The organism is Vibrio sp. 10N.237.312.B06, assembly GCF_041464685.1.
Lineage (GTDB): Bacteria > Pseudomonadota > Gammaproteobacteria > Enterobacterales > Vibrionaceae > Vibrio > Vibrio tasmaniensis_A.
In genome coordinates this window covers 43,149-66,859 of the sequence record NZ_JBFSPI010000008.1, presented here as the reverse complement: position 1 = coordinate 66,859, position 23,711 = coordinate 43,149, and the positions used below count along the sequence as shown (strand labels likewise).

Here is a 23,711-nt window from a genome sequence, read left to right as displayed (position 1 = left end):
CATATATCGAAAACAATGGTTTAACATAAAGTTTCGGCTCTTGAGGGTAATACCTCAAAGATTCAATTATAAGACTGAAATTTTGATTTCTAAGTACTAGAATATATAATACACATTTTCCATTTTACTAGGTTTGCTATGCATTTGAATGATATAGATATTCGGCCTCGATTGATTGAATTTTTAAACTCTAAGGCTCTAAAGCCTAGATGTATTTTAGAGGAACTGCATGTCCATAGAGGTAACGCTATAGCTGATGTTGTCACAGTTCATTCGGAAGCTCATTGCTATGAGATTAAAGGTGATAAAGACAAGATTGAACGCTTAACTAGACAGGGGGAATACTATAACAAGGTGTTTAGAAAGATCTCTTTAGTAACCACTGAGCGTAAATTACAAGAGGCAATCAAGAAATCACCGAATTTTTGGGGGATTATTGTCGCCTACAATTCACAGGGACAAGTGAAATTTAAACATGTGCGTAAGACTAGTACTAATCCCTATTTTGATAAGGAATTAGCACTTGCTACTTTATGGAAGAGTGAACTGACAAACCTAAATGATGAATTTGAGTTAGCTATTCCGAGTAAGACAAACAAAAGAGATTTTGCTACAGAGTTGTCCGAGAAAATGAGTAAAATTCAAATTAACCGCTCTATAGCTAACCTTCTTGCGACTAGAATCGCTTAATCAATAGTGACAAATCATGAATGTCATATGTGCGTTGATCAGATATTTGCCAATTGAGTGAGGTAGCGCATCAGTTCCGATACCTTTTGACTTATCATAAAGGTACTTGTCTCCTATGGAATACTTCTCGTTCCGGTAAAAGTGGTAGTTCACTAACTTCAAGCACATATCGTCATATTGTTTTGCTCCTCTAGGGTGGGTTTCAATTGCCCCACCTCTCAAGAAGTGCTGTTCATGGTCGTATGAATAGATAATTTTCGGAGTCATTATCTTTCTTAGAGCTGCTTGTGGGATATTTGCATCTGAATAGTTAGGAGATATGACGGTATAGTCACCGAATTCAATATGTGCTCCTAGCTCATTGGCGACAAATTCATGTATCTCACATTCTTTCCGAGATACGGTTACTTCAGATAAAACTGGTAATATGTCCGCAATCGAAGCATGAATTGAAGATCCAGCTATTATGATTTTTTCAAAAGTATATTCTTCAGTAACGGATTTGATGAACTGTATAATTTTATTAGATAAATCAATTACATCAGCATCGGCACAAAGTCTACAATCCAGAATCAGGTGGAACTTAGTGTATTTATCTTTCGCAAGTTCAATTAGATCTGTGAATTCACCTTCTATCAGCGTATAGCTTACAAAATCTTCTTGGTCCAAACGAATGGCTAACGTATCACTAATAATTAGTGGGCTGACGATAGAATTGATTCTTTGGGGGGTACGATCGAGACCGACAACAGGGATATAGTTGATGTCTTTGAATGTATCAATCAAGAAGTTATAAACGATATCACCGTTGATGAGTACCGAGTCGTCAATATCGTAATCATCAATATAAAAACCATTGGCTTTTTTAAAGTTTAACTCATACTTCCTAACACCTCTGGTGATCGTATTTTCAACGTCAGTGCTAGTGATATCCTGTTTAGTCGCTAAATCAAAAAATGGAGTTATTGAAGAAATTTCATCATCTTCTAATGCTTTCAAAGCACCAATTTCAGCAACTTTAAACTTAAGAAATGGAGTGTATTTATTCACGGAATAGGAGCTCCCTTGTATCAAACTGATTAGTTAAAGAGCTGAATTTTCGATAGTCACCCCTTTCATTTTGAATGCGACCAGCCACAATTGCTGGGTGTATTCCATGTTGCTTTGAGAAAGCTAATAAGGATGCTTCCTTCAAATCACGCCTTGCGTGGCATGTTCTCCAAATATGTCTTGGGATTAGAGAATCACCAGCAAGCTTATCTGCTTCTAATTCGACTAGATCTTCACTAATCGAATCTAGGTCATCAATAATGTAGTTATCTAATTGCTCATAGTGCAATGCCACATGGGCTAGCTCATGCATCAACGTAAACCAAAAGTTATCTAACCTTTTATACCTAAGGCTCATTGCAACAACAGGATGCCCTGTTTTCAACTTGAATACAGCACCATCAGTTTTAAGCCCTTCCACTGATAGTTCAACAATAAAAATTATTCCTCTTTTAGCTAAGTCGAGCTCTATTTTTTTCAAATACTCTGGCTCCAAACTGGCTTTTGCAAAATCTGTAAGATCTTGCTTTGTTAAGCCTTCAAATTTTGGAAGATCATTCATAGCAAGTGATAGATTAGCTAAATTTTTAACACGAGAAAGCCAGTAATTAACTAAAGCAGTATTGGTGTTTTCTTGCTTTCTGAACAAAGGTGCGCTTGATTTTCTTGAGTGGACTTCTCTAAGTAAATTCAATTTTACTGTATTAGGATCGGTTTTTAGCTTGGCAGGTAAGCTTGCGAATTGAGCTTGACTTTCTATAAATGACTCGAAAATATCTCTAGATGTACTAGATTTACCTGCGTCACCATTAACTATTAGTGAATCAAACTTGGATGTTGTCATGCTATTTCCCCCAAAAACTGTTGCTTGGGTTTTTCTAGCATCTCGAAGTACGCCAGACTATCTTTATCTAATCTATTCACGCGAATCATTCCAATTTTTGAATAGAAACCTTCAGCTTTCGGTAGAGAGTGCAGCGAAAACCCTTTCTTCATACCAAGATCATTTTCTGCATGCAAAATTACCGTTTTCAATAATAGAGAATCACATTGTGATGCTGAGCCTAGATCCCAACCATGTACAATATCTGCATTGAATTTATTTCCTTCACAGTCAGATATCTCACACGTTTCAATGGATGTTGTGCCACCAAAGTTAGTTCGGCCACTATCTAGCAGCTGTTGTAGTTCTCGTATAGTTTTCATTGTTTTACAACTCTACAGGGGTCTGGTTGCATAATAAACTAAACTGCTTAATAGACCTAATATAAAAGTGGTAAAATAGGTTAAGATGTGAGGCTGTTTACTTTTCTATTGAGGATTACGCAAAAATTGCTGAGACGGCAAATTCTAGATTGGCGGAGCTGCTAGTGGTGAAAGGAAAGAGCTGGTGAGTTGAAATGATTAAAGGCGCCGATTGGCGCCTTAGTCGTTTGTATGACTCTTCTGCTTTCAACAAGTTAACCCCCGCTCATTTGATGTAATTTGAGTCTATAACTTAGTCTCATTAATCAACAAAAAAGCTAGCCACTCTATTAAGTACTTGTTTAAAAATTGAGTGCTTCTCAACCACGGGCTTTATTGGATGCTTATCAAGTTTGGCGCTTGACTCTGGCTTAACATCAACAGTCACTGTGTTTTGTTTTACTTTGTCTACATCCACAGTTATTTGGGGTTCTGTTGAAGTTTGTGAGTTCAAACCATCAATGACTTCATGAGACTGAATATTGGAACTATTGTCAGAGGTTGACGCTTCATGGTTATCATCCGGTTTAAGCTGCTGGATTTCTATGGGGTCCCCTAAATATTCGTTTCGTGGAGGTAGGTTTTCTTCAATTTCTTCGGCGAAAGGTATGTTAGGTTGGACGCGTGATGAATTTTCGACTGGCGGAACAATTACCTCCGCTTTTCTGTTGAAGCCCAAACAGTTGTTTTCTAATTTTACTCTCTCTCCCGTAAACACATATAGGAACTGGGCATAATCGCATTCAAAAATATGCTTCTCAGACTCATTTTGTCTACCAATAAAGTAAACTGAAGCTACTTCGTTTTTTTTCTGTGCCAGCGCCGCAAATCTCTGAGCTCTTTTCAGTTCATCTACGATTGCATTACGTTCTCGATTAGACCACTCTCTACAACATAGCTTTAACTCAAACCATTTTGAACTTTGAGGTTCTTTCACATTTAGAGTTATAGAAATGACGTCCTTAGAGGTGAATAATTCAGAGGTAAACCTAAGGTCTGCGTAAAAAATATGACCCGGCTTGTAAGACTCTATATTGCTCCAATTAAAAATCTGTTGAAACACAGAACGATATTTACCTTTGACATCAGGTAAAGTCAATGGCTCCAAGGCGTTATTCTCAACATCTTGCATATAAAAAATTGTTGCCGCTGCGACACTACTTGAAAGCTTCCCCTGCCCCTTACCGTTACCCTTCTTACCAGTCGAATTACCATTTTTTGTATTTGTTAATGTATTACCGGAACCGGGTCCACCGTTTCTTTTTAGTTCACTGTCATCTTTTGGTAACATGATCTCAACGACTTTAGGCAAAACCCAATGCTTTCTGCCTTTAGCGTCAATAGCTTCTCTACCTCCAAATTCAGGTGAGAAGCAGCACCCCATGCTATGTCCATCGAGATACTTATAGTATGGCTGATAAACGTTATGCTCTTTATATGAACAAGGAATGGCTACGTATCGACAAAGTGGATTGGGACAAAAGTACTTTGATTTTTCAATATATGCTTTTGGAAACTCTTTGAGCATAAAAGCGTATTCAATATTGTCTGATGTCTCATTATATGCTCGATCCATTTATGACCTCCAAACCAAATATTCCAATTTGTTTCATATGTGAGATGGAATTGCAATTTTTATAAAATTAACCAGACAAATATTAGGCATTGATCGAATTCACTGGCGTTACGCATCACGCTCAGTCTTGGTTCTTCCAGCCATATTGTAAAAATCTTAGGGCTGGTGGTGACCATACAACCCGAAAAATTTTCATTTCGCGCGGTGTGGGCCCGTTTGAACATTTATAGGCTCCAGAAGAACCTATCTAATTAATTTATATACATAATCTAAAATCACCCGTGAGCTCTCATAACAGCGACAGCACAATCAAACGCTTGTTTGATACGGTTCAGCGAGAAACCAAACGACGATACCGAAACTCAACTCCACCAAAATCTAACCCAACATTTACTCTTGTTAGGTAGCATCTCAGATATAAACTTCTCAAAAGAGAACTTGCCCAACTTGGTGACAAATCACATCGCTTAGCAATAAGTTGCGCTGTCACTTCTTCATGCTGTTTTATCGAATCCAATACTCTCAATTGTGTCTTACTCAACCTCACCCATTTCACCTGGTGCGGAGCAAGTCGCGCAGCCGCCACTAAACGTGACTCAAATCACCTTTTTGCTCAAAATTACCCATACTAATACTGTCCTCTGCAATTATGATCTAGATGGTTTTTACTTGTTGATCTAATAGATCATTTTCAATGTGAACGTTTTTTAAAAATCAGCAATAAGACAGTCTCGCCAGCAATTTTTTAGCCACGAATGATAGGTTTCATATGCTAGCGGTAACTTCCCTTCCCCTCCTCTTTCCAGTCAAGCTGTATCAACTCGACTATTTGTCCTATCTCTTGTGAGTACGCCCTTCCAACTTATCTCTTACAAACGAGTTATTTAGAACTAAGCTATATAGAAGCAACGGAATGCGGATGAGGTGCATATGGGAAAACAGGCTGTCTTTATATCGTTCATACCACCTTTACCATTACTAATAGCAACTGTTGTTTTTACTCCAACCGCATGGGCCAACAAAGATTACGGCCCGCTAATTAGTTATACCCAAGCACCATTGCAGTCCGTTCGTCTTACTCCAACGCTCCGCTCTGGCTTTCCGCTCGAAGAAAACAAGCTTGAAGTATTTGCTTCTTTAACCGCCGCGAGTATATGGGCTAACTCTCACGACTATCATTTAGACTATTATCAGAATCAACTTCAAACAGGGCTGAAATGGCAACTAACAACAGCATGGCAAATAGAGTTCAACTACCGCTGGTTATACGCCGCCAACAATCACCTTGATAAGGTCATCATCAATTACCACGATCTATTTGGCATCGACCAAGCAGGGCGGGAACGTAAAGACAGACACCAATTTGATGTTTACGCGCCAAGCCATGGCATCAATATCAGTGACTTCTCTGGCGACACGCTGACAAGTGCTTTCACACTCTACACTCAATACCAAATCATAGACCTTGAAAACCATGGACTATCTTTTGGTGTCTCCCTTTATCACAACAACGTCAACCACAGTGCATTTAAGGGAAACAGCACCGAACAAAGCGCTCAACTCAACTATGCATACCAACTCGACATCAATACCTTCTATACAAGCTTAGGGTTGGCTAATCAGTCTAATCGAGAGGTGGAAAATAGTTTTACACATAAGAAAACAACATGGTCATGGATGGGAGGATATCAACTCACGCTATTTGAAAACCATGAATTGCACCTTGAGTATCGTTGGTATGAAGGCGCCGAAGACGGTAACACTGAGTTTTCAGAAGCCGCAAATGAAATAATGCTTGGATATCGCTACCTAATGCAACGTTCAGCGATCGAGATATCCATTATCGAAAACATCTTCAACATGGACAACTCCACCGATGTTGCCTTCCAATTGGCTTATCGTCATCAGTGGTAAGTCCATTTAAGGTCGAGATAGTAGAATTAAAAAAGCCGAACGGTTAAGTTCGGCTATAGAAATCGTACTGTCTTGTCTCTATTAATAGAAAGAGCATCTACTAACAGAGAGAGCAACTACGCACTCATGATTCTTGATACAGCGTTGCGAATGTCTGAATCGGCCGCGTTAGCTGGCAAGCTGAATGAGATGTATTGGTCGCCTCGGAAGCTCATTGAGCGGTCGATTTCTGCTAGGCAGTGAACCATTGAACCTTCAACGATGAATGACAGCTCGATCTCTTTATTATTCATGAAGCCGCCGCTGCGAAACTCAATCTCTTGGTAACAGCCCGAACGAGAGGCAAAGCTGTTGCCTTTTAAGAAGCCCTTCTCTACGTCTGCTTTCACCATTGCCATACCCGATGCTTCCACGCCTTGGATGATTTTAGCAACTGTTGGCAGTGGATGTACGGAGATAAAGTCACGGTCTTTAGGGTCAATCGCGAAGCCTATATCTAGGTTGGTTTCAACCCACACATGGCATTGGTTCGTTTGTGCGTTCAACGCGGTGACTGGCGTTTCATCATGTAACTTAAGTCGGAATGGAACCAGTTTGGTTTCGCCCGGTTGGATAACGAAAGGCTCTACCGCTTGAATACGACCCAGTGAAAAGGTTTCGTAGCTGGTACTGTCTTCCGTTTCTACTTTTACTTCTGTGTTGAGAACCAAGTTAATCAAGTCGATTTGTTGTTCAACGTCGCCACCAACAATGTGAACATTGCCAGACAACTCTCCACCTTGGAAAACTTCAATATTATCTAAGACAGTATCAACCTTTGCTGCACCGATGCCCAACGAGGCCTTTAATTTCTTAAACATATTATTTCCCTTTCTAATTATCTGATTTACGAATAGTTATTGCGTGACAATTTGCGACACTTGCCTCACAGAATCAAGCAATTTGCCCCATCTATGTTGAATAAGGTCACATTGCCCGAGGAAATGTTGAAATCGTGAAAAATTCCGTTACTCTATTTGTATAGTCAAATAAGGTTTCATTATGTCGAAAGCGCCGCTCTACCTTCAGATAAAACAGTTCATAGACGAGAATATCACCAGTGGTCACTGGCCAGTGGGTTACCAGATAACCACAGAGCTAGAACTCACTGAGCAGTTCAAAGTGAGCAGAATGACAGTCAATAAAGCCATTCGAGATCTGGTGTCTGAAGGCAAGCTAATCAGGAAACCAAGGCTGGGTACTTTTGTTTGTGAACCCGACGAAAAAGCGCAATCTCCCCTGCTTGATATCAACAACATCGCGCAAGAGATCAAAGACCGAGGCCAAACGTATACTAGTCAAGTTATCAAGCACGATAGTATCAAGGCTGATGAAAGCACCGCCACACGGTTAGGTGTAATGATCAATGCCGAAGTATTCTATAGTGAAATCATCCACTTTGCGGACAACGCGCCGATTCAATTGGAAGCGCGCTGGGTGAACTCTCAAGCCGCACCAAAATACCTAGAGCAAGACTTTTCAACCTCTACGCCCAACGAATACCTTTCAAAAAACTGCCCGTTGAGTGCTATCGAGCATACGGTTGAAGCCATTATTCCTGACTCTCAAATCAGAACGTCACTAAAGCTATCTGAATCAGAGCCTTGCCTTCTTTTGAATAGAAGAACATGGAGCAAAGAGCGCCTAATCAGCTTTGCATTGCTCTACCATCCTGGTTCTAAGTACAAATTAAGCTCCAAGATACTTCTAGATTAAAGAACATCATCCTGATCGCCGATCACATTTTTGCAACATCAACTTGATTCGGGTCAGCGTTTAGCCTATTTATTTGTATATACATTTAATGTTTAGCAAAGATCTAGGTGATTATGAATTTGATCCTCAAAAACGCACGAGTGGTCTCCATGAGCTCGGGAGCCGATGGTTATCAGCCCTCTTCCCCTCAAGATATCGTTATCGAAAGCGGTAAAATAGTGTCCATCTCTTGTTCAAACCAAGGCGTACTTGCTTCTGAGTTAGAACAAGTAAGTGTTGATGGTTCTTTGGATTACATCACCTATGATTGCAAAAACAAGTTAGTCACCCCTGGGCTGATTGATTGCCACACTCACCTCGTATTTGCGGGTAATCGTGCCAATGAATTTGAGCAGCGTTTGAATGGTGTGTCTTACACCGACATCGCCAAGCAAGGCGGCGGCATTCTAGCGACAGTAACCGCGACCCGCGCAGCGAAAGAGTCTGAGTTGGTTGAAATGGCATTACCGAGACTTGATGGCCTACTAAGAAGTGGCGTAACCAGCATCGAAGTAAAATCGGGTTATGGTTTAACGCTTGATGATGAACTCAAAATGTTACGCGCAGCCAAAGCGTTAGAGAATCATCGCCGAATTAAGATCACCACCACTCTCCTTGCAGCGCATGCTGTGCCACCTGAATATAAAGAACAACCGGACAGCTATATCGATTTGGTTTGCCAAGAGATCATTCCTAAAGCTGCAGAGCAAGGCCTAGCCGATGCGGTTGACGTGTTCTGCGAATCTATCGGTTTCAACCTAGAACAAACCGAACGTGTATTTGCAGCAGCCAAAAAACATGGGCTCGCGATTAAAGGCCACACAGAACAACTTTCTAATATGGGCGGCAGCGCGCTTGCAGCGAAATACGGTGCTCTCTCTGTTGACCATGTTGAGTACCTTGATGAAACTGGAGTCAAAGCACTGGCTGAATCAGGCACAGTTGCCACCTTGCTACCCGGCGCTTTCTATTTCCTAAAAGAGACTCAACAACCGCCCGTTGCCCTACTTCGTGAACACAACATTCCAATGGCGATCGCGACCGACTTAAACCCCGGCACTTCTCCCTTTGCTGATTTAACGCTGATGATGAACATGAGCTGCACCCTGTTTGGCACGACGCCTGAAGAAGCGCTACGCGGTGTAACTTGTAACGCTGCGGCTGCCATTGGCGACTCACAAACCAAAGGCAAAATTGAAATTGGTTATGCCGCTGATTTTGCTATCTGGAATATCGAGCACCCTGCCGACTTAAGCTATCAAGTTGGTGTTCCTCATCTGCATAAACGCATTGTTAATGGCGAGGTATGTCATGACTCAATCTAATTCCAACAGCATTCAAAAGAACGCAACAACCGTGCATAACTTTGTGTGGACAGGGCGTAATGATCTTGAAGATGGCGCACTCGGTACTCGCGTTCATCACATTACCAAACAAGTGCAAAGTAGCGATTTAAGTAACGAGCTGACTGACGGTGCTATCGCCTTGGTAGGCTTTGCCAGCGACGCCGGTGTTGCAAGAAATAAAGGACGCGTGGGCGCGAAACAAGCGCCTAACCTGATACGCCAAGCTCTGGCGAATATGGCTTGGCACAGTGACGCTCACATCGCGGACCTTGGTGATATCGAATGCAATGATGGTCCACTCGAAGTCTGCCAAAAACAGTGTGCTTCGGTTATTGCCAATGCTTTAGCAACCAACAAAGTGATTACCCTTGGCGGAGGTCACGAAGTGGCTTGGGCATCTTTCCAAGGGCTTGCTGAGCATCTACATAAAAAAGCTGAACACCTACATCAAACGGAACACCTTGATAAAGGTCAGACAGAACGCAAACCTAAGATCGGCATCATTAACTTTGATGCTCATTTTGATCTTCGTGAATTTGAAAGCAACATCGCCGACGTTAAACCCAGTTCAGGTACGCCTTTTAATCAGATCAGCGATTACTGCCACACACATCAATGGCCGTTTCATTACGCTTGCCTTGGCGTGAGTGCTGCTAGCAATACCAAAGCGCTGTTTAATAAAGCTGACCAACTGGGCGTTTGGTATGAACACGACCGCAACATGACCCAAGTGAACCAAGTCGCTCAACTGGTTAAGTTACAAAAATTCATCGCTGAGTGTGATTACCTCTATCTCACTATCGACCTTGACGTATTTCCAGCAGCGACAGCGCCGGGCGTCAGTGCACCAGCGGCAAGAGGCGTGAGCTATGAAGCACTCGCTCCTTTTCTAGAACAGATTTTCAAACACAGTGAAAAACTCATTATCGCGGACATTGCGGAATACAACCCAGACTACGACATCGATAGCCAAACTGCTCGATTGGCGGCACGTTTGTGTTGGGATATAGCCAGTGCAATGGCCAGCGACTAATCCAGCTATACCGATAACTACAACTACAACTACAACTACAACTACAACTACAACGATATAACGTGAAACAGAAGGAATTCCAAAATGACGGAACACCACAACAGTGACCCTCGTCTCGACACGACTCGCGAAATTCGCGCACCTCATGGCACCACTTTGCGCGCTAAATCTTGGTTAACAGAAGCACCACTGCGTATGCTGATGAACAACCTAGACCCTGATGTGGCAGAACATCCACATGCACTGGTTGTGTATGGCGGTATTGGTCGCGCTGCGCGTGATTGGAAATGTTATGACAAGATTGTTGAAGTATTAGAGCGTTTAGAAGACGACCAAACGTTGCTTGTTCAATCAGGTAAACCTGTGGGCGTGTTCCCGACTCATAAAAACGCGCCTCGCGTACTGATCGCGAATTCTAACCTTGTTCCACACTGGGCGAACTGGGAGCACTTCAACGAGCTAGATAAAGAAGGCTTGATGATGTACGGCCAGATGACCGCAGGCAGCTGGATTTACATTGGCTCTCAAGGCATCGTTCAAGGTACTTATGAAACGTTTGTCGCTATCGCGAAGAAGCACTTTCAAGGAGAAGCAAACGGCAAGTGGGTTCTAACGGGTGGTCTTGGCGGTATGGGCGGTGCTCAACCTCTCGCAGCTACAATGGCTGGCTTTTCAATGATCGCGGTTGAATGTGATGAATCACGAATCGACTACCGCTTGCGTACTGGCTATGTAGACAAAAAAGCCACCAGCATCGATGAAGCGATGGCAATGATTAAAGAATCAGACACGCCAATCTCTGTTGGCTTGCTTGGTAACGCAGCAGACGTATTCCCAGAGCTTGTTGAACGCAATATCACGCCTGACGTAGTGACTGACCAAACCTCTGCCCACGATCCGCTGAACGGCTACTTGCCTCAAGGTTGGACGATGGAGAAAGCAGCACAAGAACGAACCATTGATGAAGCTAAAGTAGTGAAAGCCGCTAAGCAGTCCATGGCCATTCAAGTACAAGCTATGCTAGATCTTCAGTACCGTGGCGCTGCGACCGTCGATTACGGCAACAACATTCGCCAAATGGCACTGGAAGAAGGTGTGGAAAACGCGTTTGATTTTCCAGGCTTCGTTCCAGCCTATATACGACCTTTATTTTGCGAGGGCGTCGGACCTTTCCGTTGGGCTGCCCTTTCTGGCGATCCTGAAGACATCTACAAAACAGATCAAAAAGTAAAAGAACTGATTCCAGATAACCCGCATCTACACAACTGGCTAGATATGGCGCGTGAACGCATTCAGTTCCAAGGCTTACCGGCTCGTATTTGTTGGGTTGGCTTGAAAGATCGCGAACGTTTAGGCCAAGCATTCAATGAAATGGTTAAAAATGGCGAACTGAAAGCGCCGGTTGTTATCGGTCGTGACCACCTAGATTCAGGTTCAGTGGCAAGCCCGAACCGCGAAACAGAAGGCATGATGGACGGGTCAGATGCCGTATCAGATTGGCCTCTATTGAACGCTCTGCTAAATACTGCAGGCGGCGCGACATGGGTTTCTCTGCACCATGGTGGTGGCGTTGGTATGGGCTTCTCGCAACACTCAGGAATGGTGATTTGTTGTGACGGCAGTGAAGATGCTTCACAGCGCATTGCTCGTGTACTTCACAACGACCCAGCAACAGGCGTAATGCGTCATGCTGATGCAGGTTACGATATTGCCAAGCAGTGTGCTAAAGAACAGAAGCTTGATTTGCCTATGCTAAACGAAGAACTTCGTCGCCTTTAATGTCTGGAGAAAACATGTTGAATTTATTACTTAAACCAGGACTTCTTGGCCTACCTGAACTGCGTAAGATTAGCCGTAGCCCTGTGAACTTATCACTTGATCCCGCAGCTATTCCTGATATTGAAGCGAGCATGCACGTTGTCGAACAAGTGATTGCGGAAGATCGTACCGTGTATGGCATCAATACGGGTTTTGGCTTGTTAGCAAATACCAAAATCGCCCCTGAAGATTTAGAAGTACTACAAAAAAGTATCGTGCTTTCTCACGCTGCGGGCATTGGTAAATTCATGTCTGATGAAACTGTGCGCTTGATGATGGTGCTAAAAATTAACAGCTTGTCTCGTGGCTACTCGGGTATCCGCCTCAAAGTGATTAATGCCCTTATCGATCTTGTGAACGCACAGGTTTACCCATGTGTTCCACAAAAAGGATCTGTGGGTGCTTCAGGAGATCTTGCTCCCCTCGCCCACATGAGTACGGTACTGCTAGGTGAAGGCCAAGCACGTCACAACGGAAAGATCATCACTGGCTTAGAAGCAATGCAGATCGCTGGCTTGGAACCAATCACACTTGCGCCAAAAGAAGGCTTAGCGCTGTTAAACGGCACACAAGCATCGACAGCATTTGCATTAGAAGGTCTGTTTGCAGCTGAAGACTTATTCGCGTCTGCAACCGTATGTGGTGCGATGTCCGTAGAAGCAGCGCTGGGTAGCCGTCGTCCGTTTGATCCGCGTATTCATCGCGTTCGTGGTCACCGTGGCCAAATGGATGCAGCACTTGCTTACCGTCATATGCTTGATCAAAAGAGTGAGATTGGTGAATCACACACTTGTTGTGAAAAGGTTCAAGACCCTTACTCACTGCGTTGTCAACCTCAAGTGATGGGGGCGTGTTTACAGCAGATTCGTAATTCAGCAGAAACCTTAAATATTGAAGCAAATGCCGTATCCGACAACCCGCTAGTTTTCGCTGACGATGGCGACATCATTTCGGGCGGTAACTTCCACGCAGAACCTGTCGCAATGGCAGCAGATAACCTTGCATTGGCCATTGCAGAAATTGGCAGCCTTTCTGAACGAAGAATGGCACTGCTGATTGATAGCGCGCTAAGCAAACTTCCACCTTTCTTGGTCGATAACGGCGGCGTGAACTCGGGCTTTATGATTGCTCAAGTAACGTCTGCAGCACTCGCTAGTGAGAACAAAACCTTGGCTCATCCGGCGTCAATAGACAGCCTGCCTACTTCTGCAAACCAAGAAGACCACGTATCAATGGCCACCTTTGCCGCTCGTAGGCTTAGATACATGGCTGAAAACACCCGTGGGATATTAGCAGTAGAATATTTAGCAGCAGCACAAGGGCTCGATTTCCGTGCTCCGAATCTATCTTCTCCTCGTGTGGAAGAAGCGAAACAGATTCTGCGTGAAAAAGTCAGCTTCTACGACAAAGACAGATATTTTGCTCCAGATATTGAGCAAGCTAACCTGTTACTCAAGTTATCCGTTCATAACCACTTAATGCCAGAAGGTACTTTATGTAGCTTTTAAAGCAAAAACATACTGAACAACACCATTAGAGTGTCATATAAACAAGGGCTATCGATTAGCCCTTGTTGCATTGAGCCAAAGGCCATATCTCCCTTGAAATCGTCACATACCATCCAACGTATTTATCTAATTGACTGATATATAAGCAAAGTTAACTGGATAGACCATTAGAACGAAGTTAGTTAGCTATAATCCCCGCCAGATTTGATGACTAATAGCGATACTATGTTTCTGACACCTTACTTTTCTACTGAAGACAATCAATTTCAATTCACTCGTGAACAGGCTAGCCACTTTGCTAAAAAAGTAGCTGCTGACTTCAACCCAATTCACGATGAAGACAACAAGCGCTTCTGCGTGCCTGGCGATCTTTTATTTGCAGTACTTCTGCAAAAAGAAGGCATCAGCCAAAAAATGCGTTTTGATTTTTCAGGTATGGTGGGTAACGGTATTGCGCTAAGCGTTGACAACAAATGTGAGAAAGAAAGCTCATTGGTTGACGAGAAAGGCAAAGAGTACCTACACATGTCTTGTGACGGTGAAAAGAGCCACGATCAAGCATTCATCGAGCACGTAGTAACAAATTACGTTAAGTTTTCAGGTATGAACTTCCCACATATCATGGTTCCTCTTATGGAAGAACAGCAAATGATGATCAACTGCCAACGTCCTCTTGTGATTTACGAGAGCATGGAAGTTGAATTTACTCGCCTAGACCTATCTCACCCAGAAGTTGAGTTCTCTAGTGCGACTTTTGATGTTGAAGGCAAGCGCGGTATCGTGACACTAAACTTTGATTTCAAAGAAGACGGCGAAGTAGTCGGTAAAGGCGTAAAGCGCATGGTAGCAAGTGGCCTTAAGCCATACGACCAAGCTTCTGTAGACGACCTAGTAAACCGCTTCAACGAACGTAAAGAGATGTTTCTAGCTCAGTTCGCAGCTGCCGCTTAATCAGCATCCTTATTTACATCACTTGATGTAAACAGCTAAAAACAAGATCAATAAAGCCCAGCTTGGTATCACAAGCTGGGCTTTTTCATTTCGATGACTAATGACATCAAGTCACTCAAGCCTGTATTCAAGTAAGAACTAAATCCAGCGCCTAACCTTTTGTTTGTAATCAACATATTCCGCACCGAATAATTGCTCTAGAGCGCGTTCTTCTGGCTTAATTTGGAACTGATTCATGTAGATTACGAATACAAAACTGAGTAAGACACTGAACAGGTTTTGGAAGAAGTAGCCAAAACAAAACAGTAGGATAAATAGCCCTAGATACATTGGGTTTCGCGTGTAGCCAAAGATTCCACTGTCCACAACTGCAGAAGCGGTGTCGACTTTGATCGGATTAACGGTGGTTTTCTGTTTGCGAAACTCCCATATGCCTGATATTCCAATAACACCACTCAAGACAATCCCGATACCGAGCACAACCATTCGATAAGGCAGTGCCAATGTTCCTTGGCTCAACTGCTGAGCGCAGAAGTATGATGCTACGAATACAATAATGAACAGTACAACGGGTGGTACTTTTAACTCTAGAAATTTCATACTTTTCCTTATTAACATTCCTTTGTTAGTTTAGAAAAAAGCCCAGCAATTGCTGGGCTAAATGTATTAAAGAATTTTTGCTAGCGCTTGTAATGGGTGAGCAAGCTTCTCACCTTCAAAACGCTTCACTTGGCTACGGCAAGAATAACCCGTCACCAAACAACGATCTTTTGGTAAGTCCTGCATTTGAGGCTTCCAGCTTAAACCGTATATGTCTTTCGACATTTGTAACTTATCAACTTCATGCCCGAAGGTGCCCGCCATACCACAACAGCCAACCGGAACGCTGGTTAACGCAGCACCAAAGTGCTTGAAGATAGTGCCCCACTCTTTTTCAGCGTTCGGCATTTTGGTTTTCTCAGTACAGTGAGCAAACAAGTACCACATATCTTCACTTGCTGAACGTGCTTCGAACTCACCTAACGATGGCATTAACCATTCATGCACGGTAAGCACATCAAAGTCGCCACGTTTGTCACCTAAGATCTCTACGTATTCATCGCGGTAACAAAGCACAAGAGCCGGGTCCACACCCACCAAAGGAATACCGATATCCGCCACCATCGACAAGAAATCCGATGTTGATTTCGCTTCACGCGCAAAACGACTTAAGAAGCCTTTAATGTGCAGAGCTTTACCATTTGGCTTAAACGGCAGCAACACCGGAGTTTTACCAAGTTTTTGAGCCAGAGTGACGAAGTCTTCAATCACCTCCGCATCATAAAAGCTAGTGAACGGGTCTTGAACGATCAGCACATGCTGTTTCTTCTCTTCAGAAGACAAGCCTTCTAAGTACTGTAAGTCGAAGAGTTGCAGCTCTTTGCTCGCCAGACGATTTTTAAGTGTAGGTACCGACATCAAAGGAGCATCAACATAACCGACCGTCCTAGCCGTTGCCGTTTGTATCCACTTTTGACCCAATGCAGCGTTCACTACTTTTGGCGCTTTCGCCATCAGCGGCAGCATGGTTTCAATGTTAGCGACTAAATAGTCTTTTGCTGGGCGCTGGTAACGCGAATAGTAGATGTTTAAGAATCGAGAACGGAAACTTGGTACATCAACTTTAATAGGACACTGGCTCGCACACGCTTTACACGCCAAACAACCGTTCATCGCTTCATGAACTTCATGCGAGAAATCGTACTCATGGCGTTTGTTCATCGTGTTACGAACACGTTCCACCATGGTTTTAATCGGAGTATTGTCCTTCAGCGCTTCTTGCTCTAAATCGAGAATATCGACGCCTTGTTCCGTTAACTGACGCAACCATTCACGAACCAAGCCTGCACGGCCCTTTGGTGAATGACGACGGTCAGCCGTGACTTTCATCGAAGGACACATTGGCGAACTCGTATCGTAGTTGAAACACAAGCCGTTACCATTACATTCCATCGCTTGCTTGAAGCTATCACGGACTTGTACGTCGATCTGGCGATCGTAGAAACCACGCTTGGTATCAGTGACTTTCACCAACTCAGCATCGCTTTCTAACGGCGTACAGATCTTGCCTGGGTTCATCTTGTTATGCGGGTCAAATGCCGCTTTAACACGTCTTAATTCGGTAAACAGCTCTTCACCAAAGAAGTCAGGACCATACTCAGAACGGAAGCCTTTACCGTGTTCACCCCACATCAAGCCGCCGTATTTAGCCACCAGCTTAACCACTTCATCAGAGACTTCATGCATCAATGCTTCTTGCATCGGATCACACAAATCTAAAGCAGGACGAACGTGCAGTACGCCCGCATCCACGTGACCAAACATGCCGTAGTTCAACTCTTTTGAATCGAGTAATACTCTAAATTCAGAGATGAAGTCGGCCAAGTTTTCTGGTGGTACACAGGTATCTTCAGCAAAAGCGACTGGCTTAGCTCGGCCTTTCGCCGCACCTAATAGACCTACCGCTTTCTTACGCATGTTGTAGATTCGGCCAATGCTCGCCAAATCACTGCACACTTGGAAGCCAATCACACCCGCGTCTTCAGTTTCTACCATGCTTTCAAGCTGTGCGGTCAGCGCTTGAACTTGTTGTTCAACTTCCGCTTCATCTTGGCCTGCAAACTCAACCATGTTGATGCCAAGCATCTCTTTATTTGGAACATCCATAAGCAAATCGCTCACGGTGTGCCAAACAATGTCTTGTTTCGCTAGGTTCAATACTCTTGAGTCAACGGTTTCAACAGACAGCGCTTTCGCTTCTACCATGAACGGCGCATTACGCAGTGCAGAATCGAACGTGTTGTATTTCACGTTAACCAACGTTCGTGCTTTTGGAATCGGCGTGAGGTTCAGCTTTGCTTCAGTGATGAATGCTAATGAACCTTCTGCACCACATAGAACACGAGTCAGGTCAAAGCTATCGTCTTCTTCGTTGATTGCGTTCTTTAAATCGTAACCAGTTAAGAAGCGGTTCAATGGTGGGAATTTATTAAGAATTTGAGCGCGCTTATCTCGACAAACGGCTTCAGTTACTGCAAGGGCATGGTGAGCAAATTCACCTTCAGCAGGTAAGCCGTGTGATAAATCGGATTCGAGACATGAACCATCTGCGAAGACCGCTTGCAGCGACAACACATGGTCAGACGTTTTACCGTACTTCAATGACCCTTGGCCCGAAGCATCGGTATTGATCATGCCACCTAAGGTTGCTCGGTTACTGGTAGAAAGGTCTGGAGAGAAAAAGTAACCATACGGACGCACAGCATCGTTCAATTGGTCTTTAACGATACCTGACTGAACTCTTACCCAGCCTTCTTGCTCGTTAATCTCAAGAACCTTGTTCATATAACGAGAAAGGTCAACCACGACGCCTTTTGTTAAAGACTGTCCGTTAGTACCGGTACCACCGCCACGAGGGGAAAAGGTCACGCGTTCGTAAGCAGATTTTGCACCCACTTTACCGATCAACACAACGTCTTGAGTTGTTTTAGGGAGAATAACTGCCTGCGGCAATTGCTGATAGACACTGTTATCAGTCGCCACAGCCAAACGGCTAGAATATTGAGATTCAATGTCGCCAGTAAAGCCCGCTGTTTTTAGTTCATCTAAAAAGCGTACGACAACTGGATCGACATCAGCATTGAGTTGAAGTCTTGGTAACATTTGCTTCCTGCCCCTACTTCGCTGATCCTATCAGCATTGGGTTATCTGAGATTTTTAATATTTTTCTTTGAATTTCGTCACTTTACTACTATTAAGATCATATAAAAAGGTGATCAAATAAGAATCTCGGTGCAAGAATGGAGAAATAGTCACTTTCGTCTTAATTCAGTAGTAAGATAGTAGATAACTTTTTTACGACATCTCCATGAGCAAATAACAATGAAAAAAAGCAAAACAGTCACAACTGAAGATATTCTTCTTAAGCTATGCCAATCAGTCTCAAACGTACTTACTTCAGCGACGGCTTCACAGGTGTCCTACTCAGCAATGGTTCAAAAGATCAACAAGACAAGCCTTAAGCCAGATTTTGGTTGTTTCGTCTTGTTCGACGGCGGTTTTTCAGGTCTTGTTGTTATCAATTTTACGTCGAAAGCAGCGCTAGAGATCTACACAAATTACATGCGTAATATGGGCATGCCTGAAGACGAACTCGCTGTACTTCATACTTCAGACGAAGTAGGTGATGTATTAGGTGAGTTGATGAACCAGTTGGTTGGCGACTTTACAAACAAAATCCGTAAAGAACTGCAAACTAACATCACACAAAACCAACCGAAAATGCTGGCACTGAACAAGCAAGTGAACCTTTCTGTTGATACTAACTTAGATCGCCCGCAAGCTCGTCGTGTTACTTTCTCTACTGCGGACAACAACATTTTCTACCTTGAGCTTGCAATGGACAAAACTGAATTCATCCAATTGGAAGAATTTGAAATCGCTGAAGACGAATGTCCAGACAGCATTCTTGAAGCGACTCAGAAAAAAATGCAAGAACCAAAGCAGCCAGAGCAAAGTTCAGGCAACGATTCTGCAGCTGATTTACTCGATGAACTTGGAATCTAGTTTGCGAAAGCTCTAGCACATTCTAAAAATCGTGTCACTAACGCCATCAATCCTCTTGATGGCGTTTTGTTTTGTCCGGGAGTCGCCGCTTCCTTACTATATCCTTATCTTCCATAATCGTTCACCACATTCCTACAAATGACTTTTGACTTTGCTGTTACTCGCCAAAACATGTAAAATGTTGGACTTTTAAAAATTTGCGGTAATGATTAAGTTGTCGATGGATAAGAAAAAAGCCCTAAAGAAAATTGCCAAGTGTCTTGAGCTTGGAAACTCTGCGAACGTCAATGAAGCTGCCAATGCGATAAAAATGGCGCATAACTTGATGCTGAAATATGGTCTCGAAAAGGACGATATTGAATTTATCAAGATGGGAAAAACTCAATCCAGTCACCTGTTACCTGCAAATATCAGCTCTACACTGCTGCGTGTTATTCGTGGTATTAACACCAAGTTTGGCGTAGAAGCCGTGTTACTGAATCACAAAGGCCTTAAACGCGTTGAATTCATTGGTGAAGCCGATCGCGCTATCTTCGCGGCTTTTGCGTTCGATATTATTTATCGCGAACTGAATGAGCACACTGGCCAATTCAGAAACAGTTTTGCGGGCTCGGGAACAGGGACACTAGAAGTAACACGTCGCGTAAACTCTTACGTTTCGGGTTGGGTAGAAGGTGCGCTTGAAAAACTGCCTGTTATCACCCCAGACGACGAGTCAAACAACAAGATCAATAACTACATTGATAAAGAATTCCAAAACATCGACCGCGAAACGTTCAAACAACAACTCAGAGAAGCGATGAAAAACCTCACCGCAGACTATGAAGTTGGTTTGAAGAAAGGTCGAAAACTGTCTGTAAATCGACCTGTTGGCGGAACTCAAGCCGTTAAAAAAATAACTAAATCATAAAGCCACTTTACATTGCTTCAGCGTATTGATAAAAACCACCAATAGGACTTATTGTTGTCTTTCGTAATTCATGCGTTTGACAGAAGTACATGATGGAGAAATACGTTGAAAAAAATCACACTAGCCCTGGCACTCACTGTTGCTCTAACGGGTTGTCAGGCAACTCAACGCCAAAACGCGACAACAGGCGAATCTGAGACTAATTCCGCAACTCAAGGCGCTTTAATTGGTGCAATCGCCGGTGCTGTTGCTGGTGCTGCTACGGGTGACGACTCTAAAGACCGTCGTAAGCGTGCACTCATCGGCGCAGCAGGTGGCGCCGCAGTTGGCGGTGGTATCGGTTACTACTTTGACCAGCAAGAAGCTGCACTTCGTGAAGAACTCATGAACTCAGGCGTTCAAGTCGAGCGTGTTGGTGAGAACCAACTTCTACTTCGCCTAGAGAACGGCATTGGCTTCGATTCTGGTTCTTACGCTTTAGAATCAAGCATCCACAAAACACTTCGCGGCGTTGCGCGCATCTTAGTTGGATACCCAGACACTAGCCTAGTGATCGAAGGTCACACTGACAGCACAGGCAGCGAGTCTTCTAACCAAGTTCTTTCTGAACGTCGTGCTGAATCGGTTCGTGCATTCTTGATCTCTCAAGACGTTGCTGCAGGCCGTGCCATTGCTCGAGGTAACGGTGAGCGTTACCCTCTATGTGACAACAACACCTCTCAAGGTCGCGCTTGTAACCGTCGCGTAGAAATTCAAATCTTGCCGCTTAAGTAGCACGATTAAAGCCCAGTTCGTCTTTATCTATTGAATTAACCTCTATATAGTCGCTTATCGTCGTGTTGCTTGTTCAAAGTCACACGACTAGCCATATTCATACTGATATACCGACTCTGGGCTTTTTAACGAGACTTATCTATTGTTTATCCTATCCAACTTTCTGTCATCATCACTTCTTAGAACTCTATTTTTCACCCTCATCTTTTCTACAATACAGTTCTCTACTGCACACATCGTTCATGCAGAAAGCAACGTTGCATTCTCGATAGAATCTCAACCTCAAGATCCAGTTTCTCAATACCAACTAGCTCAAGCTTATGAATCAGGTAATGATGTCCCTTTGAGCACCAACGATGCATTTTATTGGTACTCGCAATCCGCAGAAAACGGCAATGCAAATGCGCAATTTAGGCTGGCTGAATGGTACTTGGCAGGATCAGGTGTAGAGCAAAGCAACAAGCTAGCTTTAGAATGGTTTATTAAATCAGCCTTGCAAGGTAACCAGCGCGCGCCTATCGAAGTCGCAAAGCTCTACGAATCCTCACTTGAGAAAGAACTCCTAAAACCATTAGATGAAGCACAGCTATGGTATGAAGCGGCCTTAAAAAACAATCCAAAAGCCGAAGATGGCTATAACCGCATACTGGAAGCGCAATTCAACCAGCAACGTGCCAAGCAGATCTCTTCGATTGAAAAGCTCAACGACAACGTCATTGCTGAAAGCAGCACGAATCAGAGGCTATCTAATCCAGAGCGAGCAAGTAGCTCCCCTTCTTATCTGCCCTCTAGAGAGCAGGTAACACGTTCTAACCTAACGTATTCAGACTATCTAATTGGCACAGCCTTAGCCGTGTTGATTTCAATTGTCAGCATTATCATGACTCTGGTGATATCAAAAAGAAGACACGCTCTAAAATCGGGTGAATTGGGGCAACAAAAGCAGACACTTGAAGCACAGCTTAGCTCGAAGGACTTCACTATTAAGCAGCAGAAACGTCAGCTGCACACGATGTTCCATGAGTTAAAAAAACAGAAAAATGACAACAGCCTGAACAATTTACAAGTAGCCTGCGCTCTATTTGGGTATACACCTAGCTCAATTCCGAATCAAAAAAGCATTAAAATTCGATATAAACAGCTATCCAAAATCTATCACCCAGATGGTTACGGATGTGACGAAGAGATGAAACGTTTGAACAATTCGCTAAAAACCATCCTTAAGAGTGTTGCAAAAACGTAAACAACCAAGCAAACTCGATTTCCAAAGTCGCAAAGATATCGATTTTATTAGTACTGCAATCGATCCCCCTCTCAAAAACAGGTAACAAACTATTAACTAATGAGTCTTACTTGTGTCATAATTTGCGCAGAAAATACACCTGACTTAAACAGGTGAGGAGAGAATATGTTCACAATAGAAGGCGTTTGTGATTGGTGCAAAAAGCCAAGCCTAGTTAAAAAGCACGACTACCTAGATGGTAAGTGTCATCATGCATGTAAAGAGTGCAATGATATGGCCACCATTGATGTTCGCCAGTTCAATATTGGTGAAATGGAAATGAGAGCAAAACTCTCCCAAGCGACATTGAGATAAGCAACACCGTTGAAATATAAGAAAGCGCCTAAGGCGCTTTTTTTGTATCTGAGATTTATCTTCTTATCTTCTATACAGGTGTATACAGTACTTGTCTGTCAAACCCACTGTATACACCTGTATAAAGCTCACATTTCTTCAACTTATGAGACAAAACAACAAATTCATTCAAATTTAATTTTTATCATATTTTCAATAACTTAAATAAAAACCACTTACCCAACCAAGCAAGATCGTCCAATAATCCCTCAAAAAACGCTTGATCTTATAAGCAACAAAAACTACTGTATACACATACAGCATGTATATAAGGACAGCAAAATGATTCCAGCACACGTTAAAGCACAACACTCTAGCCCGCTAACTCACTGCGCATTTACATCCGTCTCTCGTGACACAAAAAGTTCAAACGAAGAAGCGTTGTTTGCCAAAATGGCGTTGCTGTCCAATCAACATCAGTGGTTACTGTTTACGGCTCAAACACCAAGACCATCGGCTAAACAACTGCAGCAACATAATGTTTGCTGTGATCGTGTTATTCACATGAAAGCCTCTAATCAAATGACAGAAGTAGAAACCGTCGAGAAAGCCATTCGATCTAAGAATGCGAGCGCGATTGTTGCGAGTGCTTCGATTGATCAATTCAGTCAGCAATACCTAAGAACATTAGGACTGCGCTTTCAGTGTGAAGTCTTCTTTATTGATGCCAATTCAGAGCGTATTCACTAAACCACCTTGCTTAATAACATTTTGGCTCAAAAACATAGCTCAAAAACACAGTCCAAATATACTGCCTTCCCCTGCCCTACAATTCGCCAATTTTTTAGCGGATTGTTAGGCGGGGGTTTTTATTTAAACAATAGATTTAGCAATCGTTTGCTTTTTCTCTGGAAGCAAATA

Annotated in this window: 21 protein-coding genes and 1 pseudogene; 14 read left to right on the top strand and 8 right to left on the bottom strand. The window is 43.1% G+C overall.

What is annotated here, in order from left to right; translation table 11 throughout:
* The first annotated feature begins 138 nt into the window (after positions 1 to 138).
* Positions 139 to 690 carry a sce7726 family protein gene (locus AB6C75_RS03870; protein WP_372106978.1) on the top strand — a complete coding sequence of 184 codons (552 nt, stop codon included), beginning with the start codon at positions 139 to 141 and terminating at the stop codon, positions 688 to 690.
* Here AB6C75_RS03870 and AB6C75_RS03865 read toward each other — a convergent pair whose 3' ends face one another.
* The 5 genes and pseudogenes from AB6C75_RS03865 to AB6C75_RS03845 form a co-directional block, all read right to left on the bottom strand.
* Positions 691 to 1,740, bottom strand: a complete 1,050-nt coding sequence (locus AB6C75_RS03865) for a beta family protein (protein ID WP_372106976.1) — start codon at positions 1,738 to 1,740, stop codon at positions 691 to 693.
* Complete coding sequence (locus AB6C75_RS03860; RefSeq protein ID WP_372106975.1) at positions 1,733 to 2,584, bottom strand: ImmA/IrrE family metallo-endopeptidase; 852 nt, start codon at positions 2,582 to 2,584, stop codon at positions 1,733 to 1,735. The genes AB6C75_RS03865 and AB6C75_RS03860 overlap by 8 nt, the downstream gene beginning before the upstream one ends.
* The gene (locus AB6C75_RS03855; RefSeq protein WP_372106973.1) at positions 2,581 to 2,946 is read right to left on the bottom strand and encodes a hypothetical protein; all 366 of its coding nucleotides are present in this window, start codon (positions 2,944 to 2,946) and stop codon (positions 2,581 to 2,583) included. The genes AB6C75_RS03860 and AB6C75_RS03855 overlap by 4 nt, the downstream gene beginning before the upstream one ends.
* Positions 2,947 to 3,247: 301 nt before the next feature.
* The gene (locus tag AB6C75_RS03850) at positions 3,248 to 4,561 is read right to left on the bottom strand and encodes a hypothetical protein (protein ID WP_372106971.1); all 1,314 of its coding nucleotides are present in this window, start codon (positions 4,559 to 4,561) and stop codon (positions 3,248 to 3,250) included.
* Between the two features lie 331 nt (positions 4,562 to 4,892).
* Positions 4,893 to 5,188: pseudogene (locus AB6C75_RS03845) on the bottom strand (MarR family transcriptional regulator).
* A gap of 303 nt (positions 5,189 to 5,491) precedes the next feature.
* Here AB6C75_RS03845 and AB6C75_RS03840 point away from each other — a divergent pair.
* The gene (locus tag AB6C75_RS03840; protein ID WP_280533126.1) at positions 5,492 to 6,475 is read left to right on the top strand and encodes a DUF3187 family protein; all 984 of its coding nucleotides are present in this window, start codon (positions 5,492 to 5,494) and stop codon (positions 6,473 to 6,475) included.
* Between the two features lie 116 nt (positions 6,476 to 6,591).
* Here AB6C75_RS03840 and AB6C75_RS03835 read toward each other — a convergent pair whose 3' ends face one another.
* Positions 6,592 to 7,335: a sporulation protein gene (locus AB6C75_RS03835; protein ID WP_372106968.1), complete on the bottom strand. Its 744-nt coding sequence runs from the start codon at positions 7,333 to 7,335 to the stop codon at positions 6,592 to 6,594.
* 181 nt (positions 7,336 to 7,516) lie between these two features.
* Between AB6C75_RS03835 and hutC the strand changes: the two genes are divergently transcribed.
* The 6 genes from hutC (at position 7,517) to AB6C75_RS03805 (ending at position 14,925) form a co-directional block, all read left to right on the top strand.
* Entirely contained in the window at positions 7,517 to 8,230 is a 714-nt protein-coding gene (gene hutC, locus AB6C75_RS03830; protein WP_372106966.1) for a histidine utilization repressor, read from the top strand.
* A 113-nt stretch (positions 8,231 to 8,343) separates the two neighbouring features.
* Positions 8,344 to 9,594, top strand: coding sequence for an imidazolonepropionase (hutI, locus tag AB6C75_RS03825; RefSeq protein WP_372106964.1), 1,251 nt, complete (start codon positions 8,344 to 8,346; stop codon positions 9,592 to 9,594).
* Positions 9,581 to 10,648, top strand: a complete 1,068-nt coding sequence (gene hutG, locus AB6C75_RS03820; RefSeq protein WP_372106962.1) for a formimidoylglutamase — start codon at positions 9,581 to 9,583, stop codon at positions 10,646 to 10,648. The genes hutI and hutG overlap by 14 nt, the downstream gene beginning before the upstream one ends.
* Before the next feature lie 84 nt (positions 10,649 to 10,732).
* Positions 10,733 to 12,427 carry a urocanate hydratase gene (gene hutU / locus AB6C75_RS03815; protein WP_017078666.1) on the top strand — a complete coding sequence of 565 codons (1,695 nt, stop codon included), beginning with the start codon at positions 10,733 to 10,735 and terminating at the stop codon, positions 12,425 to 12,427.
* A gap of 14 nt (positions 12,428 to 12,441) precedes the next feature.
* Entirely contained in the window at positions 12,442 to 13,974 is a 1,533-nt protein-coding gene (gene hutH, locus AB6C75_RS03810) for a histidine ammonia-lyase (protein WP_017085756.1), read from the top strand.
* 225 nt (positions 13,975 to 14,199) lie between these two features.
* Positions 14,200 to 14,925: a DUF3581 domain-containing protein gene (locus tag AB6C75_RS03805; RefSeq protein ID WP_372106960.1), complete on the top strand. Its 726-nt coding sequence runs from the start codon at positions 14,200 to 14,202 to the stop codon at positions 14,923 to 14,925.
* Between the two features lie 138 nt (positions 14,926 to 15,063).
* Here the strand turns inward: AB6C75_RS03805 and AB6C75_RS03800 are convergent, their stop codons facing one another.
* Both AB6C75_RS03800 and AB6C75_RS03795 read right to left on the bottom strand, forming a co-directional pair.
* Positions 15,064 to 15,525: an isoprenylcysteine carboxylmethyltransferase family protein gene (locus AB6C75_RS03800; protein ID WP_372106958.1), complete on the bottom strand. Its 462-nt coding sequence runs from the start codon at positions 15,523 to 15,525 to the stop codon at positions 15,064 to 15,066.
* 66 nt (positions 15,526 to 15,591) lie between these two features.
* Positions 15,592 to 18,627 carry an FAD-binding and (Fe-S)-binding domain-containing protein gene (locus AB6C75_RS03795; protein ID WP_372106956.1) on the bottom strand — a complete coding sequence of 1,012 codons (3,036 nt, stop codon included), beginning with the start codon at positions 18,625 to 18,627 and terminating at the stop codon, positions 15,592 to 15,594.
* Positions 18,628 to 18,846: 219 nt separating this feature from the next.
* On the opposite strand from AB6C75_RS03795, the gene AB6C75_RS03790 reads away from it, so the two are divergent.
* The 6 genes from AB6C75_RS03790 (at position 18,847) to AB6C75_RS03765 (ending at position 23,540) form a co-directional block, all read left to right on the top strand.
* Complete coding sequence (locus tag AB6C75_RS03790; RefSeq protein WP_009846485.1) at positions 18,847 to 19,530, top strand: DUF3334 family protein; 684 nt, start codon at positions 18,847 to 18,849, stop codon at positions 19,528 to 19,530.
* Positions 19,531 to 19,750: 220 nt separating this feature from the next.
* Entirely contained in the window at positions 19,751 to 20,440 is a 690-nt protein-coding gene (locus tag AB6C75_RS03785) for a DUF2786 domain-containing protein (RefSeq protein WP_009846484.1), read from the top strand.
* A gap of 105 nt (positions 20,441 to 20,545) precedes the next feature.
* A complete protein-coding gene (locus AB6C75_RS03780) occupies positions 20,546 to 21,214 on the top strand; it encodes an OmpA family protein (RefSeq protein ID WP_372106953.1) in 669 nt (222 codons plus the stop codon).
* A 142-nt stretch (positions 21,215 to 21,356) separates the two neighbouring features.
* A complete protein-coding gene (locus tag AB6C75_RS03775) occupies positions 21,357 to 22,457 on the top strand; it encodes a hypothetical protein (protein WP_372106951.1) in 1,101 nt (366 codons plus the stop codon).
* A gap of 165 nt (positions 22,458 to 22,622) precedes the next feature.
* Positions 22,623 to 22,811 carry a hypothetical protein gene (locus AB6C75_RS03770; RefSeq protein ID WP_017098749.1) on the top strand — a complete coding sequence of 63 codons (189 nt, stop codon included), beginning with the start codon at positions 22,623 to 22,625 and terminating at the stop codon, positions 22,809 to 22,811.
* Positions 22,812 to 23,132: 321 nt separating this feature from the next.
* Entirely contained in the window at positions 23,133 to 23,540 is a 408-nt protein-coding gene (locus AB6C75_RS03765) for a SulA-like leucine-rich domain-containing protein (RefSeq protein ID WP_269334863.1), read from the top strand.
* Positions 23,541 to 23,711: the final 171 nt, after the last annotated feature.

Coding starts and splice junctions, on each gene's coding strand:
- AB6C75_RS03870 (WP_372106978.1), top strand. CDS start 139: ATGCATTTGAATGATATAGATATTCGGCCTCGATTGATTGAATTTTTA.
- AB6C75_RS03860 (WP_372106975.1), bottom strand. CDS start 2,584: ATGACAACATCCAAGTTTGATTCACTAATAGTTAATGGTGACGCAGGT.
- AB6C75_RS03855 (WP_372106973.1), bottom strand. CDS start 2,946: ATGAAAACTATACGAGAACTACAACAGCTGCTAGATAGTGGCCGAACT.
- AB6C75_RS03850 (WP_372106971.1), bottom strand. CDS start 4,561: ATGGATCGAGCATATAATGAGACATCAGACAATATTGAATACGCTTTT.
- AB6C75_RS03840 (WP_280533126.1), top strand. CDS start 5,492: ATGGGAAAACAGGCTGTCTTTATATCGTTCATACCACCTTTACCATTA.
- AB6C75_RS03835 (WP_372106968.1), bottom strand. CDS start 7,335: ATGTTTAAGAAATTAAAGGCCTCGTTGGGCATCGGTGCAGCAAAGGTT.
- hutC (WP_372106966.1), top strand. CDS start 7,517: ATGTCGAAAGCGCCGCTCTACCTTCAGATAAAACAGTTCATAGACGAG.
- hutI (WP_372106964.1), top strand. CDS start 8,344: ATGAATTTGATCCTCAAAAACGCACGAGTGGTCTCCATGAGCTCGGGA.
- hutG (WP_372106962.1), top strand. CDS start 9,581: ATGACTCAATCTAATTCCAACAGCATTCAAAAGAACGCAACAACCGTG.
- hutU (WP_017078666.1), top strand. CDS start 10,733: ATGACGGAACACCACAACAGTGACCCTCGTCTCGACACGACTCGCGAA.
- hutH (WP_017085756.1), top strand. CDS start 12,442: ATGTTGAATTTATTACTTAAACCAGGACTTCTTGGCCTACCTGAACTG.
- AB6C75_RS03805 (WP_372106960.1), top strand. CDS start 14,200: ATGTTTCTGACACCTTACTTTTCTACTGAAGACAATCAATTTCAATTC.
- AB6C75_RS03800 (WP_372106958.1), bottom strand. CDS start 15,525: ATGAAATTTCTAGAGTTAAAAGTACCACCCGTTGTACTGTTCATTATT.
- AB6C75_RS03795 (WP_372106956.1), bottom strand. CDS start 18,627: ATGTTACCAAGACTTCAACTCAATGCTGATGTCGATCCAGTTGTCGTA.
- AB6C75_RS03790 (WP_009846485.1), top strand. CDS start 18,847: ATGAAAAAAAGCAAAACAGTCACAACTGAAGATATTCTTCTTAAGCTA.
- AB6C75_RS03785 (WP_009846484.1), top strand. CDS start 19,751: ATGGATAAGAAAAAAGCCCTAAAGAAAATTGCCAAGTGTCTTGAGCTT.
- AB6C75_RS03770 (WP_017098749.1), top strand. CDS start 22,623: ATGTTCACAATAGAAGGCGTTTGTGATTGGTGCAAAAAGCCAAGCCTA.
- AB6C75_RS03765 (WP_269334863.1), top strand. CDS start 23,133: ATGATTCCAGCACACGTTAAAGCACAACACTCTAGCCCGCTAACTCAC.